This is a genomic window from Phenylobacterium aquaticum (assembly GCF_022695515.1).
GTDB classification, from domain to species: domain Bacteria; phylum Pseudomonadota; class Alphaproteobacteria; order Caulobacterales; family Caulobacteraceae; genus Phenylobacterium; species Phenylobacterium aquaticum.
Map to the genome: position 1 here is coordinate 36,778 of NZ_JALDPT010000023.1, position 14,432 is coordinate 51,209.

General features: G+C 69.1%; 15 protein-coding genes and 3 pseudogenes. 2 read left to right on the forward strand and 16 right to left on the reverse strand.

Annotated features, from left to right (window positions below; translation table 11 throughout):
* Window positions 1–59 precede the first annotated feature (59 nt).
* Window positions 60–1,113, reverse strand: a pseudogene (locus MQH10_RS26890) (PQQ-binding-like beta-propeller repeat protein); the annotation flags it as partial.
* Between the two features lie 139 nt (window positions 1,114–1,252).
* Window positions 1,253–1,882 (reverse strand): tetratricopeptide repeat protein, encoded by a 630-nt coding sequence (locus MQH10_RS16475; protein WP_242565109.1) that lies wholly within the window; start codon window positions 1,880–1,882, stop codon window positions 1,253–1,255.
* Window positions 1,883–2,078: 196 nt separating this feature from the next.
* Between MQH10_RS16475 and MQH10_RS16480 the strand changes: the two genes are divergently transcribed.
* Window positions 2,079–3,140, forward strand: coding sequence for an MBL fold metallo-hydrolase (locus MQH10_RS16480; protein WP_242565110.1), 1,062 nt, complete (start codon window positions 2,079–2,081; stop codon window positions 3,138–3,140).
* The gene (locus MQH10_RS16485; protein ID WP_242565111.1) at window positions 3,035–3,961 is read left to right on the forward strand and encodes an alkyl sulfatase dimerization domain-containing protein; all 927 of its coding nucleotides are present in this window, start codon (window positions 3,035–3,037) and stop codon (window positions 3,959–3,961) included. Before MQH10_RS16480 ends, MQH10_RS16485 begins: the two co-directional genes overlap by 106 nt.
* Here MQH10_RS16485 and MQH10_RS16490 read toward each other — a convergent pair.
* The 14 genes and pseudogenes from MQH10_RS16490 to guaB form a co-directional block, all read right to left on the reverse strand.
* Window positions 3,958–4,809, reverse strand: a complete 852-nt coding sequence (locus MQH10_RS16490; RefSeq protein WP_336605119.1) for an SDR family NAD(P)-dependent oxidoreductase — start codon at window positions 4,807–4,809, stop codon at window positions 3,958–3,960. The two genes, MQH10_RS16485 and MQH10_RS16490, sit on opposite strands and share 4 nt — an antisense overlap.
* Window positions 4,806–5,639, reverse strand: a complete 834-nt coding sequence (gene panB, locus MQH10_RS16495; protein ID WP_242565112.1) for a 3-methyl-2-oxobutanoate hydroxymethyltransferase — start codon at window positions 5,637–5,639, stop codon at window positions 4,806–4,808. The genes MQH10_RS16490 and panB overlap by 4 nt, the downstream gene beginning before the upstream one ends.
* Window positions 5,640–5,643: 4 nt before the next feature.
* A complete protein-coding gene (locus tag MQH10_RS16500; protein WP_242565113.1) occupies window positions 5,644–6,024 on the reverse strand; it encodes a hypothetical protein in 381 nt (126 codons plus the stop codon).
* The gene (locus MQH10_RS16505) at window positions 6,017–6,595 is read right to left on the reverse strand and encodes an RNA polymerase sigma factor (RefSeq protein WP_242565114.1); all 579 of its coding nucleotides are present in this window, start codon (window positions 6,593–6,595) and stop codon (window positions 6,017–6,019) included. The genes MQH10_RS16500 and MQH10_RS16505 overlap by 8 nt, the downstream gene beginning before the upstream one ends.
* Before the next feature lie 26 nt (window positions 6,596–6,621).
* Window positions 6,622–7,005: a DUF6249 domain-containing protein gene (locus MQH10_RS16510; RefSeq protein ID WP_242565115.1), complete on the reverse strand. Its 384-nt coding sequence runs from the start codon at window positions 7,003–7,005 to the stop codon at window positions 6,622–6,624.
* 102 nt (window positions 7,006–7,107) lie between these two features.
* The gene (locus MQH10_RS16515; RefSeq protein WP_242565116.1) at window positions 7,108–7,407 is read right to left on the reverse strand and encodes a hypothetical protein; all 300 of its coding nucleotides are present in this window, start codon (window positions 7,405–7,407) and stop codon (window positions 7,108–7,110) included.
* Window positions 7,391–7,942, reverse strand: a complete 552-nt coding sequence (locus MQH10_RS16520) for an RNA polymerase sigma factor (RefSeq protein WP_242565117.1) — start codon at window positions 7,940–7,942, stop codon at window positions 7,391–7,393. Before MQH10_RS16520 ends, MQH10_RS16515 begins: the two co-directional genes overlap by 17 nt.
* Window positions 7,943–7,947: 5 nt before the next feature.
* Window positions 7,948–8,409, reverse strand: a complete 462-nt coding sequence (locus MQH10_RS16525) for a hypothetical protein (protein ID WP_242565118.1) — start codon at window positions 8,407–8,409, stop codon at window positions 7,948–7,950.
* A gap of 50 nt (window positions 8,410–8,459) precedes the next feature.
* Window positions 8,460–9,314 (reverse strand): alpha/beta fold hydrolase, encoded by an 855-nt coding sequence (locus MQH10_RS16530; RefSeq protein ID WP_242565119.1) that lies wholly within the window; start codon window positions 9,312–9,314, stop codon window positions 8,460–8,462.
* Window positions 9,307–9,660 carry an ArsC family reductase gene (locus MQH10_RS16535; RefSeq protein WP_242565120.1) on the reverse strand — a complete coding sequence of 118 codons (354 nt, stop codon included), beginning with the start codon at window positions 9,658–9,660 and terminating at the stop codon, window positions 9,307–9,309. Before MQH10_RS16535 ends, MQH10_RS16530 begins: the two co-directional genes overlap by 8 nt.
* 28 nt (window positions 9,661–9,688) lie before the next feature.
* A pseudogene (gene guaA, locus MQH10_RS16540) lies at window positions 9,689–11,250 on the reverse strand (glutamine-hydrolyzing GMP synthase).
* A 31-nt stretch (window positions 11,251–11,281) separates the two neighbouring features.
* Window positions 11,282–12,559, reverse strand: a complete 1,278-nt coding sequence (locus MQH10_RS16545; RefSeq protein ID WP_242565121.1) for an RsmB/NOP family class I SAM-dependent RNA methyltransferase — start codon at window positions 12,557–12,559, stop codon at window positions 11,282–11,284.
* The gene (locus MQH10_RS16550) at window positions 12,552–12,956 is read right to left on the reverse strand and encodes an MAPEG family protein (RefSeq protein ID WP_242565122.1); all 405 of its coding nucleotides are present in this window, start codon (window positions 12,954–12,956) and stop codon (window positions 12,552–12,554) included. The genes MQH10_RS16545 and MQH10_RS16550 overlap by 8 nt, the downstream gene beginning before the upstream one ends.
* Window positions 12,957–12,959: 3 nt before the next feature.
* A pseudogene (gene guaB, locus MQH10_RS16555) lies at window positions 12,960–14,419 on the reverse strand (IMP dehydrogenase).
* Window positions 14,420–14,432: the final 13 nt, after the last annotated feature.

Sequence of the window (14,432 nt, forward strand, 5' to 3'; positions counted from 1 at the left end):
ATCCAATAGACCTGGCCGGTCTCGCGGGCGATGCAATAGACCTTGCCGGCCTTGTCGACGACATAGACGACGTCGCCGGCCGCCCAAGGGGTGGTGATGCCGGTGATCGGCAGGGTCCAGCGGGGCTGGCCGGTGCGCAGGTCGGTGGCCGCCAGGACGCCCGAATGGCTCACGGCGTAGACGTCGCCCTGATAGATGACGGCGGCCGGGAATGTCGCGGATTTCCGAGAGCGCATTGGTCCGGCTGGCGCGCGACAGGGCCTCGTTCCAGAGGTCGTTGCCGTTGGCGGCGCGCAGGGCGACCAGTTCGCCGGAGCCGAAGGAGGCCACGACCGTGTCGCCGGAAACCGCCGGGCTTGAGGCGCCCAGGATGCGGGCCGATTCCGACAGGGCCTGATAGGTCCAGCCCTCGGCGCCGGTGGCGGCGTCGAAGGTCATCAGGGTGTTGTCGATGGCCACCACGAACACCCGGCCGCCGACCACGGTCGGGGCGGCATGGATCGGCTCCTCGGTCATCTTCTTCCAGATCACCGCGCCGGTGTCGGCGTTGAGCTGGGCGACGAACCGGTAGCCGGAGGCGACATAGAGCTTGCCGTCGGCGATGGCGATGCCGCCGCCGAAGGCTTCGGCGTCACGCTTGTTCTTGGGACGCAGGTCGACCTTCCAGACCTCGGCGCCCGACTGGGCGTCGTGGGCCGAGACCGTGGCCTCGCCGTCCATGACATAGATCTTGCCGTTCACGGCCACCGGCGGGGCGGTGACGTGAGCGCCGCGGGTGGACTTCTGGCCGATGCCGCGCTTCCAGGCGACCGAGAGGCCGCCGCCGGCGGCGACATGCTCGATCGAGTTCTCGGCCGTGCCGCCCGGCAGGGCCCACTGAGTGACCGGCTGGGCTTCGGGCAGGAAGAAGTCGGCGCCCTTCAGGCCCTCGGACACTTCGATCTTGTCGTCGAAGGCCACCACGGCGACCCGCTGGCCGGCGGCCGCGAACTCCTTGGGGCCGTCGTCCTTCTTATGGAAGGGATTGATCTTCCCGACCGTGGAGCAGCCGGCGGCGGCCACGGCCACCGTCAGCATGAGCGCGAGGATGCCGTTACGGCGCAGAGTCATCATTGGGCGGGCTGAGCTTGCTGTTGCGGCGCGGAAGGGGAAAGGCCGGGGACCGAGGCGCCCGGAGCGAGTTGGACAGGCGGCGGCAGGGCCATGGCGGCCTTCACCGCCCCGGCCACGGCCTTGGCCGAGCCCGATTCGATCAGCTGCTTGGCGGCCTGGGCGCGGGCCCGGGCGCGTCCTGGGCGTCCGGCATCAGGGAGATGACCACGAAGTCGTCCTTGGCGCCATTGTAGTCGCCCGCCAGGATCTTAGCGAAGGCGCGGGCCTCACGGGCCTGGGCCTTGTAGGGACGACCGTCCTTCATCAGGGGCTCCAGGCGCGCTTCCATGTCCTTATAGGGCGCGGTGTCGAGCAGGGCGAAGGCGGATTTGAGGCGGGCGGCGTCGCCGATCACGAAGTCCGGGGCCGCGGCGGCCGAGGCGTCGAACAGCTTCACGGCCTCGGCGGTCTTGCCGGCGGCCAGCTTGATTCCGCCCTGCTGCTGCAGGGCCAGAGCCTTGTAGGCCTTGGAGGACGACTTCGCGACCTCGCCGAACAGGCGGTCGGCCTCGTCGGTGCGGCCGGCCTGGAAGGCGTCGAGGGCCTGGGCGTACTCGTCCGAGGCCTTGGCCGTGGCCTTGCTGGTGTAGGTGTCATAACCCCAGATTCCCAGGGCGGCGATCAGGGCCGCGCCCAGGGCGCCCGCGATCCAAGGCAGGGCCTTGAGGGCCATCTGCTTGTACCGGTCGGCGCGGAGCTGCTCCTCCACCTCGTCAAAGACATCGACCACTTAGGAAAACTCCGCACGAACCGGCGTCAGGGAATAGAGCGGCGGAACCTATAGCGGCGGACGGCCCGCCGCAACGGTGGGGGTTCCTTCCGAGCAAACGGACTTTCGGCTGGCGGCCCCCGATCCCAGGGGTTAGCCATCAAGAATGGCGGAAGAGCGGCGCTTCGACGTCGCCTGTTGCGGGGAGATGAGCGACTTGACCCAGCCGAAGGATGCGACGCGCGCGACGCTTGAGGCCCAGGCCCGCCTGGCCGCCAGCCTGCCGCCTGAGGACGGCGCCGACCTGGAGCGCGCCCGCAAAGGCTTCATCGACACCCTGCCCCACGCCCGGATCGAGAACGCCAAGGGCTGGCCCGCCTGGGACCTGACGCCCTTCGCCTTCCAGGCCGACGGCGAGGTCTGTCCGCCGACGGTCAATCCCAGCCTGTGGCGCCAGGCCCAGCTGAACCTGAACCACGGCCTGTTCCAGGTGACCGAGGGGATCTACCAGGTCCGCGGCTTCGACCTGTCCAACATCACCTTCGTGGAGGGCGACGAGGGCTTCATCGTCATCGACCCCCTCACCTCGGCCGAGCCGGCGGCCGCGGCCCTGGCGCTCATGCGCAAGCATCGCGGCGACAAGCCGGTGAGCGCGGTGATCTACACCCACAGCCATGTGGACCATTATGGCGGGGTGAAGGGCGTGCTGACCGACGCCGACATCGCCGGCGGAGCGCGGATCGTCGCGCCGGAAGGGTTCCTGGCCGAGGCGGTCAGCGAGAACGTGCTGGCCGGCAATGTCATGAACCGGCGGGCGACCTACATGTACGGGGCGCTGCTGCCGCGCGGCCCTCGGGGCCATGTGGATTCCGGGCTCGGCAAGGCGGTGTCCGGCGGGCAGGTCAGCCTGATCGCGCCGACCGAAAGCATCTCCAAGACCGGAACGCGGCTGACCCTGGACGGGGTGGAGATCGTCTTCCAGGTCACGCCTGGGACCGAGGCGCCGGCGGAGATGAACTTCTTCTTCCCGCGCCACAAGGCGCTGTGCATGGCCGAGAACTGCACCTGCCAGCTGCACAATCTCTACACCCGCGCGGGGCCCAGGTGCGCGACGCCAAGGCGTGGAGTTTCTATATCGACGAGGCGATCGACCTGTTCGCCAAGGACTCCGAGGTGCTGTTCGCCAGCCACCACTGGCCGCGCTGGGGCGCCAAGGACCAGGTCGCGTTCCTGGAGACCCAGAGCGACCTCTACAAGTTCATCCACGACCAGACCCTGAGGATGGCCAATCACGGCCTGACCCCGCTGGAGATCGCCGAGCGCATGGCCCTGCCGCCGAGCCTGGCGGCCGAGTGGCACACGCGGGGCTATTACGGGACGCTGAGCCACAACACCAAGGCGGTCTATCAGCGCTATCTCGGCTGGTTCGACGGCAATCCGGCCAATCTGCACAAGCATCCGCCGGTCGAGGCGGGCCGCCGCTATGTCGAGCTGGCCGGCGGGGCCGAGCCCCTGCTCGCCAAGGCGCGGGTGGCGTTCGAGGCCGGCGACTATCGCTGGGTGGCCGAGGTGGTGAACCACCTGGTCTTCGCCGACCCCGACAATATGGAGGCGCGCAACCTGCAGGCCGACGCTCTGGAGCAAATGGGCTACCAGGCCGAGTCCGCGCCGTGGCGGGATTTCTACCTGACCGGCGCCCAGGAGCTGCGGCACATCCGTCCGCCCGCCGCCGGGCCGCGCCAGGGGGCGACGGGGCAGCTGCGCACCCTGCCTGCCGACTCCCTGGTGGATTCGCTCAGCGTGCGGCTGAACGGCGAGGCCATCGGCCGGGCGGAACCGGCCATGACGCTCACCTTCACCGATGTGGACGAGAGTTTCCGGGTCCGGGTTCGCAACGGCGTGCTGCACCATCGCGTGGCGCGGCCCACGGCGGACGCGATCGGCCTGACCCGCGGGACCCTGGTCGATCTGGTGACCGGCGAGCAGACCCTGGAGGCGGCTCAGGCCGAGGGGTTGGTGAGCGGCGAGACCGCCCCCTTGCAGGCGCTGCTGGCGGTGCTTGACCGCTTCGACTTCTGGTTCGAGATCGTCCTGCCTTAGGACTCGCCCGCCATGAACTTCGCGAAGGCGGCCTCGAAGTCGGGATGCCAGCGCGACAGGGCCGGCCGGTTCTCGATCAGGTCGCCCATGGCCCAGGCCATGCGCTTTTCGTCCATGGCGCGGGTGACGTCGTTGTCGGGGCAGAGGATGTAGAAGTCGCCCTTGGCCAGGGCGGCCTCCATGAACGCGACCACCTGTTCCGGCGTCCAGGCGCCCGGCGGCTTCTCGGTTCGCGCGCCGCGGGTCATGCCGGTGAAGGTGAAGCCGGGGATCAGCAGGTGCGCGGTGACCTGGCAGCCCGGGACGTTGCGCAGCTGATGCGCCAGGCCCTCGGTCAGGGTCTTCACTCCGGATTTGGTGACATTGTAGGCGATGTCGCCGGGGGGATTGGTGATCCCCTGCTTGGAGCCGGTGTTGATGATGGCGCAGGGCGAGCCTTGCGCGACCATGTCCTCGGTGAAGGTCTGGACGGCGTTGATCACGCCCCACAGATTGATCGACAGCAGGCGTCGCCAGCGGTCGTTATTCTGATAGGCGCCCGCCCCGCCGCCGACGCCGGCGTTGTTCATCAGCACCGCGACCTCGCCGAAACGGCCATAGACCGCGTCGCGCAGGCGCTCGACGGCGTCGAGGTCGGAGACGTCGGTCGCCACCCCGAACACGTGGTCACTGACGGCGGCGTGCTTGGCCACGTCCTTGATCGCCGATTCCAGGGGCTCGCCCTCGAGATCGGCCAGGCAGACATTCATGCCCAGCCCGGCGAAGCGGCGGGCGGCGGCGCGGCCGATGCCGCTGGCCGCGCCCATGACCACGGCGGTGCGGCCGGCGGCGAGGGCGGGATGGCTCACGTATTGGCCGCCTTGGCGAAATAGATCTCGGCCGGGCCCGGGAACTTGCGGGCGCGGACGTCAGCGGCGTAGGCGGCGACCGCCTGGCTGATCTCGCCCCGCAGGTCGCCATAGCGGCGCACGAATTTGGGCGTCCAGTCGAACAGGCCCAGCATGTCGTCGGTGACCAGGATCTGACCGTCGCAGCCGGCGGAGGCGCCGATGCCGATCGTGGGGACGCTGACCGCCTCGGTGATCTCACGGGCGAGGCCCTCGGCCACCCCTTCGACGACCAGGGCGAAGGCGCCGGCCTCGGCGGTGGCCTTGGCCTCGGCCAGGATGCGGGCGCGCTCGTCGGCGCCCTTGCCCTTGGCCTTGAAGCCGCCGTCGGTCAGCACCGCCTGGGGGCGCAGGCCCACATGGCCCATGACCGGGATGCCGCGCTTGACCAGATAGGCGATGGTGTCGACCACCGTCTCACCGCTCTCGACCTTCACGGCCTGGGCCCCGGTCTCCTTCATGATGCGCACGGCGTTGGCGTAGGCCGTTTCCGGCGCGCCCTCGTAGGAGCCGAAGGGCATGTCGACCACCACCATGGCCTGGCGCGAGGTCCGCATGACCGCCTGGCCGTGCAGGATCATCATCTCGAGCGTGACGCCGACCGTATTGGGCAGGCCGTGGACCACCATGCCCAGGCTGTCGCCGACCAGCAGCAGGTCGCAATGGGCGTCCAGCAGCTCGGCCATGGGGGCGGTGTAGGCGGTCAGGCAGACGATAGGCACGCCACCCTTGCGCGCGGCGATGTCCGGGGCGGCGAGACGCCGCACCGTATCCTGGCGATGAGCGGACATGAACTCAGATCTCCTCGATCACCCGCGTAAGCACAAAGCCCATGGCGACAACGGCCAGGGCGGAGGCGACCCAAACCACAGCCCAGTCGGACTGCACAAGCGACAACAGGTCGAAGCTCGGTCGAACCTGGGCGATCCCGGCCTTCAGAACCCGGCTGGACCCGGCGGAAACCGTCTCCACCCGATGGACCACATTGGACATCACAAGCTGGCTGACGCCCACGACCCCGCCGACCACGCCGGCGCAGCCGATCAGCCAGCGGCGCATGTTCCAGCCCCGATCGAGCCGTCCCTCGACCTTCTGGGCGAAGGCCTCGCCGTCCGAGAAATAGGGCGCCTCGGCGAAGAGGCGCTCCAAACTGCGCTCGAAATCGAGTTCAGCCATTGCCCTGCCTCCCCTCGAGCGCGCCGTCAGGCGGCGCCAGTCGCGCTCGGAGCTTCTCCAGACCACGTTTGACATGGGATTTCACCGTTCCAAGCGGCAGATTTAAGGCTTCCGCCGCCTCGGCGTGGGACAGGCCCGCGCCATAGCACATGCTGACGCACAGCCGTTCCGGCGCGGTGAGCGCCTTGAGCGCCCCGTCCAGATCGATGCGTCCCGCCGTGTCCGGATCGGACACGTCCGGCTCGCCCTCCTCCGCCGCGACAGCGAGATCGGCCAGCCGCCGCTCCCTTTGCAGCCGACGCAGATACTGTCGCGCGGCGATGCGCTTGACCCAGCCCTGGAAGGCGCCTTCGCCGCGATATTCCGCGATGCCTTCGAAGGCGGCTAGGAACGCGTCCTGCGCCGTATCGTCGGCCTCCGCCGGGGCCGCGCCCATGCGGCGCAGCAGTCCGCGCACCGCCGACCCGTGTCGGCGGACAAGCTCACCGAAGGCGCGACGTTCCCCCGTCGCCGCCAAGGTGGCCAGCTCCACATCGTGGAGACTCGCGAACCTGTGTTGAGAGCCCGTCATTGGGCCTTGCTCCCCCTAGAGCGCCTTTAGGACTTCTGGCCGCGGCCGAAGAACGAGATCAAGATGAACGCCAGACCGATGAAGCCCGGGAAGGCGGCGATGCCCAACATGGGATAGAGCGCGTCGGCGTCCTCGAAGCTGATGGCCAGGCCCATGGCCGCCAGGCCCACCGCGACGCCCACCCAGACGATGCCGACCCGCAGGTCGCGCTGGGGCGAGGGCTTCGGACGGACCTTCACGTCGGAGGTCATGGCCTCGATCACTTCCGGCGGAAGCGGTTGGCCCTTCTCGATGGCGGCGCGCAGGGTGTCCTGCAGCTTTTGGCGCTCCTGGCTCTTCAGATAGGCGGGCACCAGGAACAGGGATGCGATCGATCCAAAGATGATCAAGACGATCATGACAGCTTGCAATGGGGTCTCCTTCTCTCCGTGGGCGGGCGTTGGCGCCCGTCTATGTATGGAAAGAGGCGCGCCGCATCCCCTATGGATGCAGCCTAAGCCGTGAATTCTTCGTCATGTTCGCGGGTTGAGGATCCGGCCGTCGCTGAAGGTGATCAGCACCGCGACCAGACCCAGGGCGAGCGCCGCCGGCGCGAGCCCCTGCCCCACCGCCGCGAGCGTCGGCGCCAGCACCGGCCACAGCACCCACAGCAGAGCCGCCCCGACCAGGCTGATGGCCGAAAGGCCGGCCATGTCCAGCAGGAAGGCCCGGCGGGCCAGGCGCTCGAACACGGCGGCTTGGAAGACCGGATCCCGCGCCGGCGGCAGGTCGGCGGCGAACAGGGCCTTCAGGCGATCATCGGGCGGAGGCATCGACAGGCTCCTCGTCTTCAATGTTCAGGGCCGCCAACAGGCGGGCCCGTCCGCGGGTCACATGGGATTTCACCGTGCCCAGCGGCAAGTCCAAGGCCTGGGCGGCCTCGGCGTGGCTGAAATCCCCCGCCAGGCAAAGGGCCACGCAGGCCCTCTGTTCCAGCGGCAACTCGGCCATGGCGCGCTCCAGCGCCATGCGATCTTCCGGCGCCGGTGCGACCGGCGTCTCGGCGGCTTCCCGCCAGGCGTCGTCGCGGCGTCTGGCCCGGCGATCGGCGCGCAGGGCCGTGAGCGCCTTGTTATAGCCGATGCCGCACAGCCAGGCCCGCACATTCGCCCCCGGCCCCAGGCGTTCGATCCGGCCCCAGGCGGTGATGAAGGTCTCCTGGGCGAGGTCGTCGGCCAGGGCCCAGTTCCCGCAGGCGCGGCGCAGGAAGGCCCGCAGCGCCTGCTGGTGACGCTCCACCAGCCGGGAGAAGGCCTCGGCCGATCCTGTGCGCGCGGCCTCGACCAGATTGTCGTCGAGGTCCGCCATCGGCGTCAGTCGACGTCCGGCCGGCGGAAGGTCATGCCCAGGATGGCGAAGGCCAGATTGCCGGCGGTGATGCAGCCCAGGATGATCGCCACGAAGCGGAACGGCCCGTCAGCGCCCGGCACATAGTGCATCTCGGCCGAGAACCAGAAGGCCGCGGCGACCGCCCCGGTGAAGATGGCCGAGCGCATGGCGCCGTAAGGTCCGAACCGATAGGCCCGGCGATAGGCGCGCCGGACGTGGCGGTTGTAGTAGCGGGCGTCGACGCCGGGCGGGATCGGGTCGGCGGCGTCCTCGTGCACCCGGCGCATCAGCTCGGGCGGGGGCTCCTTGCCCTGGGCGGTATAGGTCTTGATCAGGTCGAGGGCGTCGCGGCTGCGCTGATAGCTCAGCCAGCGGTCGAAGGCGCCGAAGATGAACCAGCCGAGCGGGAAGACCAGCCACCAGTAGCTGAACCACACATGTTCCATGGAAGGGCTCCGTAGGAAGGACAGGACGGATCATCCGCCCTTTTCACCCCCTAGTCGCCGCCGCGGGCCGGATCGGATGCAGACGGGTGCGCCAGACGCTCAAATATTTTCGGGGCCGCCGCGATCAGGCTGGAATAGTGCGAGCGACCCGCCAGGGTCTCGATCCCCGCGCCCGCGGGCAGACGGTCGCGCAGACGCTCCGCCATGGCCGGCGGCGCCCAGGTGTCGAGGCTGCCCGACCAGATGCGGACCGGCGCGCTTAGCCGCGCGAGGTCGTCGGCCCAGGGGCGGACATAGGCCTGCAGGTCGCGGACATAGCCGGCCCGGCCCGCGCCCAGCGCGTCTTTCAGGACGGGCTTCATCAGGGTCTTGAACCGGCTGTCTTGGGCGAGCGGCTTGTCGTCGCCGGCGGCGGTGGCGAACAGCATGTCGAACAGGGCGTCCGGCCGGATGCGGGCGATCAGCCCCTGCAGGGCCGTGGCCAGGCGGAACGCGAGAGGCGCGCGCCGGGCCATCCGGAACAGGGCCGCGCCCGCCACACCCTTGAGATCGTCCGGCCCGTCGATGGGACCGGCGGGTGAGACGAGGTCGAGCCCGCGCACCTGGTCGCCCAGCCGGGCGGCGACCTCCAGGGCGACGAAGGCCCCGATCGAGAAGCCGATCATGTCGATCTGACGCCCCGCCGCACGGGCGCGGAGGTCGGCGGCCACCGCGTCGAAATGGGCGGCGCCGGTCAGGCCCTTGGCGAGGATCGCGCGATGCAGGCAGACCGGGCTGAGGCCGCGCGCCTTGGCGGCGCCGACGATCAGGCCGATCTCGCGGGGCGAGCCGGGGGCGCCATGGAAATAGACCACCAGCGGCGGCTGGCCGGTGCGATCGCCCGGCGCCGGGATCGGATCATCCAAAGGCGGCCGCGAAGATCTCCGGCGTGAAGCCGACCAGCAGGCGGTCGCCCAGATCCACCACGGGGCGTTTGATCATCGACGGCTGGGCCAGCATCAGGCCGATGGCCTTGGCCCGGTCGATGTCGGCCTTGTCGGCGTCGGGCAGCTTGCGGAAGGTCGTGCCGGCGGTGTTGAGCAGAACCTTCCAGTCGACCCGGTCGGCCCAGGCCTCCAGCGTGGCGCGATCCACGCCGACCGCCTTGTAGTCATGGAAGGCGTAGGCGACCCCGCGATCCTCCAGCCAGGTGCGGGCCTTCTTCATCGTGTCGCAGGCCTTGATGCCATAGACCGTCACGCCGTCGCTCATCCGTCGTTCTCCGCGCTGAAGACCTAGCCTATTCCCACTCGATGGTGCCGGGGGGTTTTGAGGTCACGTCATAGACCACGCGGTTTACGCCCCGGACCTCGTTGATGATCCGGGTGGCGCAGCGGCCCAGGACGTCCCAGGGGAATTCGAAGAAGTCGGCGGTCATGCCGTCGGTCGAAGTGACGGCGCGCAGGGCGAGCACGTCCTCATAGGTGCGGGCGTCGCCCATGACGCCGACGGTCTTGACCGGCAGCAGCACAGCGAAGGCCTGCCAGATGCTGTCGTAGAGGCTGGCCTTGCGGATCTCATCGAGATAGATCGCGTCGGCCTGCTGCAGGACCGCGACCTTCTCCCGGGTGATCTCGCCGGGGATGCGGATGGCGAGGCCCGGTCCCGGGAACGGATGGCGGCCGACGAAGGCCGGCGGCAGGCCGAGTTCGACGCCGAGCGCGCGGACCTCGTCCTTGAAGAGCTCGCGCAGGGGTTCGACCAGCTTGAGCTTCATATAGTCCGGCAGGCCGCCGACATTGTGGTGGCTCTTGATTACGGCCGACGGGCCGCCGCGGGCCGAGACGCTCTCGATCACGTCCGGATAGAGGGTGCCCTGGGCGAGGAAGGCCGCGCCCTCGATCTTCGCGCTCTCCTTGTCGAAGACGTCGATGAACAGGCGCCCGATGGTCTTGCGCTTGGTCTCCGGGTCCGAGACGCCGGCCAGTTCGCCCAGGAACAGATCGCCGGCGTCCACGTGGATCAGGGGGATGTTGTAGTGGTCGCGGAACATGGTCACGACCTGCTCGGCCTCATTGTGCCGCAGGAGGCCGGTGTCGACGAAGACGCAGGTCAGCTGGTCGCCGATCGCCTCGTGGATCAGGACGGCGGCCACCGAGGAATCCACACCGCCGGACAGGCCGCAGATCACCTTGCCGTCGCCGACCTGGGCGCGGATCTTGGCGACCATCTCCTGGCGGAAGGAGGCCATGGTCCAGTCGCCCTTCAGCCCGGCGATCCGATGCGTGAAGTTGCGCAGCATCAAGGCCCCGCGCGGGTGTGCGCCACCTCGGGGTGGAACTGGATGCCGTAGAAGCGGCGGCCCTCGTCGGCGATCACCGCATAGGGCGAGCCTTCCGAGGCGGCGACCACGTGGAAGCCGGTCGGGATGGCGGTGATCTTGTCGCCGTGGCTCATCCAGACGGTCTCTTTCGAGCCTACCTCGCCCAAGCCGGCCAGCAGCGGACTCTCGCGCTCGATCAGGATTTCGGCGCGGCCGAATTCGCGGGTGTGACCGCCCTCGACCTTGCCGCCCAGCTCGGCGCACATGGTCATCTCGCCGTAGCAGATGCCCAGCACCGGGACGCCGAGTTCGAAGACCTTGTGGGTCACCGAGGGGCTTTCGTCCTCGTGAACGCTGGCCGGGCCGCCCGAGAGGATCACCGCCTTGGGGGCGTAGGCCTCGAGCATTTGCTCGACTTTGTCATAGGGGTGGATCTCGCAATAGACGCCGCTCTCGCGCAGCCGGCGCGCGATCAGCTGGGTCACCTGGCTGCCGAAATCGACGATCAGGACACGTTCGTGAGCGGGGGTCTGGGTCATGCGGGTCTTCAGATGCGAGGCGTGAGACAGGTCATTTGGCGCGCTCCAGCACCGCGACGAAGAAGCCGTCGGTGTCGGCGCTGGCCGGGGACAGGCGCAGATAGCCTTCCGGGGTCAGAAAGCGGGCGAGATCGGGGTCGAAGCTGGCGGGCTGCAGGGCGAACTGCGGCGCGCGGGCGAGGAAGGCGGCGACGCGGTCCTCGTCCTCCCGGGGCAGGATCGAGCAGGTCACATAGATGATCCGCCCGCCGGGTTTCACGAAGGTCGCGCCTTCGTCCAGCACCAGGTCCTGGTCGGCCATGCGCTTGGCGAGCGTCTCCGGCGTCAGCCGCCACTTGGTGTCGGGATGGCGGCGCCAGGCGCCTGCGCCGGTGCAGGGGGCGTCGATGAACACCACGTCCATCTTGGCCTTCAGGTCCGTCAGCGGATCGGCATGCACCGGCGAGCGGATCTGGATGGCGCGGACGCCGGCCCGGTCGGCGCGGCGGATGGTGTCGGCGAGGCGCCGCGCCTCGCTGTCATAGGCGTAAATCTGGCCGGAATTGCCCATCATGGCCGCGAGCGCGAGCGTCTTTCCCCCGCCCCCGGCGCAGAGGTCGAGCACCTGGCGGCCCTTGATCTCGCCGGCGCAGGCCGCGGCGATCTGGGAGCCCAGGTCCTGGACTTCGAACCAGCCCTTGGAAAAGGCGGGAATGGTCTCCACCGCCCCGGCCCGCTCCATGGGCTCGGGAGCCGGAATGCGGAAGGCGGTCGGCAGGATCCCGGCGGGGATGGCGTTCAGGGGGGCCAGGGCCTTGGCGCCGCGGACGGGATCGGTCTTGAGGAGATTGACCCGCAGATCGACGGGAGCGCGGGCCGACAGGGCCTGCCCCTCCTCCGCGGCCCGGTCGCCGAAGGCGCGTTCGAAGTCCGGCTCAAGCCAGGCCGGATAGTCGCCGCGCACCGAGGCCGGGGCGTCGGCGATGTCGCGAGGATGGTCGAGGCTCGCGCGCTCGGCTTGCGTCAGGGGACCAGGTCCGTGGACCTCGTCGCCCGCGGCCTCGGCGATGCGCTCCATCGGCCAGCGCCAGTAGAATTTCAGGGCGGCCAGGGCGGCGGCGCGGGGACTCTCGTCGTCCATGGCCCAGGCCAGCGAACGCCGGCGGCGCAGGACGTCCATGGCGAGCCCTGAGATGAAGGCGCGGTCCTTGGAGCCGGCGTAGCGCGCGCCCTCCCCCCAGCCCTTCAAGGCCAGCTTGATGGGGCGGTGGCGGGTTTCGACGTCGGTCAGAACCTCGATGGCCGCGGCAAGGCGCCCGCCGTCACGCAAGGAAGATCGCCGCCACGATCATGCCGATGCCGATCATGCTGACAAACCAGACGAGCGTGCGCAGGCCGGTCGCGCCGGCCGCATAGAGGGGGACATAGACGATCCGGGCCCCGACATAGAGCAGGCCGCCCCAGAGGGTGAGCTCTCCGGTCTTGGCCACCAGATAGGCCGCAAAGGTCGCCGCCACGAAGAAGGGAAAGGTCTCCTGGAAGTTCCGGTAGGCCCGGTCCAATCGCCCCGCCACGCCGGTCAGGACGCGGTGTTCGTCCCGCGGTCCCGCCGCCCACTTCAGGTCCTGCTCGGGATGCAGGCGGGCCGCGATGGTCGCCCACAGCAGCTGCACGATCCCGACAATGACCGCCGCCCCGATGAGCAGGAGTTCCGGCGCTGCGTTCATGGTCTAAACCGGGCTCGAATAGTTGGGGGCTTCACGGGTCATCATGACGTCGTGGACGTGGCTTTCGCGCAGGCCCGCCCCGGTGATCCGGATGAACCGGGCCTTTTCCTGGAAGCGGACGATGTCGCCGGCGCCCACATAGCCCATGGCGGCGCGAAGACCGCCGACCATCTGGTGCAGGATGGCGCCGATCGGCCCCTTATAGGCGACCTGGCCCTCGATGCCCTCGGGCACCAGCTTCAGGGCCGAGACCTCTTTCTGGAAGTAGCGGTCGGCGGAACCGGAGGCCATGGCCCCCAGCGAGCCCATGCCGCGATAGGCCTTGTAGGAGCGGCCCTGGTACAGGAACACCTCGCCGGGCGCCTCGTCGGTGCCGGCGAAGGCCGAGCCCATCATGGCCGCGTGGGCGCCCATGGCGATGGCCTTGGCGAGATCACCGGAATATTTGATCCCGCCGTCAGCGATGATCGGCACGTCGGTGCCCTTGGCCGCGCGGACCGCGTCGGCGATGGCGGTCAGCTGGGGCACGCCAACGCCGGCCACGATGCGGGTGGTGCAGATGGAGCCTGGCCCGATGCCGACCTTCACGGCGTCGGCCCCGGCGTCGATCAGGGCGCGCGCGCCTCATAGGTCGCCACATTGCCGGCGACGATCTGGACGCGGTTGGTTTCGCGCTTCAGGCGTCCGACCGCCTTGGCGACGTCGGAGTTGTGACCGTGGGCGGTGTCGATCACCACCACGTCCACGCCGGCGTCGACCAGGGCCATGGAGCGCTCATAGCCCGCATCGCCCACGGTGGAGGCGGCGCCGACCAAGAGGCGGCCTTGCGCGTCCTTGGCGGCGATGGGGTGGGCCTGGGCCTTCTCCATGTCCTTGACGGTGATCAGGCCGATGGCGCGGTAGTTGTCGTCGACGACGATCAGCCGTTCGATCTTATGACGGCGCAGCAGGTCGCGGGCCTCGGCCTGGGAGCAGCCCTCCCGGACCGTGACCAGGTTCTCCGAGGTCATCAGCGCCTTGGCCGGCACGTCGTCGGAGCCCTCGAACCGCATGTCGCGGTTGGTCAGGATGCCGACCAGCTTGCCGGAGCCGGGCTCGACCACGGGGAAGCCCGAGATCTTGCGGCGCGCCTTGATCTCGCGGACTTCGCGCAGGCGGGTGTCGGGATTGATGGTCAGCGGGTTGATGACCATGCCGCTTTCGTAGCGCTTCACCTCGCGCACCTGGTCGGCCTGTTCCTCAACCGTGAGGTTGCGGTGCAGGATCCCCATGCCGCCGGCCTGGGCCATGGCGATGGCCAGGCGGCTTTCGGTGACCGTGTCCATCGCTGAGGACACGAGCGGAATATTCAGACTGATTTCGCGTGTGAACTTGGTGGTCGTGTCCACCTGGGTGGGCATCACGTCGGACGCACCCGGTTCGAGCAAAACATCGTCGAAGGTAAGCCCTTCGCGAATCTCCATGAGACTCTCCATT

What these genes read in the sequence shown, in the direction of transcription:
- MQH10_RS16500 (WP_242565113.1), bottom strand. Translation starts at nt 6,024, where the DNA reads ATGGCTGAACTCGATTTCGAGCGCAGTTTGGAGCGCCTCTTCGCCGAG.
- MQH10_RS16550 (WP_242565122.1), bottom strand. Translation starts at nt 12,956, where the DNA reads ATGAACGCAGCGCCGGAACTCCTGCTCATCGGGGCGGCGGTCATTGTC.
- MQH10_RS16515 (WP_242565116.1), bottom strand. Translation starts at nt 7,407, where the DNA reads ATGCCTCCGCCCGATGATCGCCTGAAGGCCCTGTTCGCCGCCGACCTG.
- MQH10_RS16535 (WP_242565120.1), bottom strand. Translation starts at nt 9,660, where the DNA reads ATGAGCGACGGCGTGACGGTCTATGGCATCAAGGCCTGCGACACGATG.
- MQH10_RS16525 (WP_242565118.1), bottom strand. Translation starts at nt 8,409, where the DNA reads ATGGAACATGTGTGGTTCAGCTACTGGTGGCTGGTCTTCCCGCTCGGC.
- MQH10_RS16505 (WP_242565114.1), bottom strand. Translation starts at nt 6,595, where the DNA reads ATGACGGGCTCTCAACACAGGTTCGCGAGTCTCCACGATGTGGAGCTG.
- MQH10_RS16520 (WP_242565117.1), bottom strand. Translation starts at nt 7,942, where the DNA reads ATGGCGGACCTCGACGACAATCTGGTCGAGGCCGCGCGCACAGGATCG.
- panB (WP_242565112.1), bottom strand. Translation starts at nt 5,639, where the DNA reads ATGTCCGCTCATCGCCAGGATACGGTGCGGCGTCTCGCCGCCCCGGAC.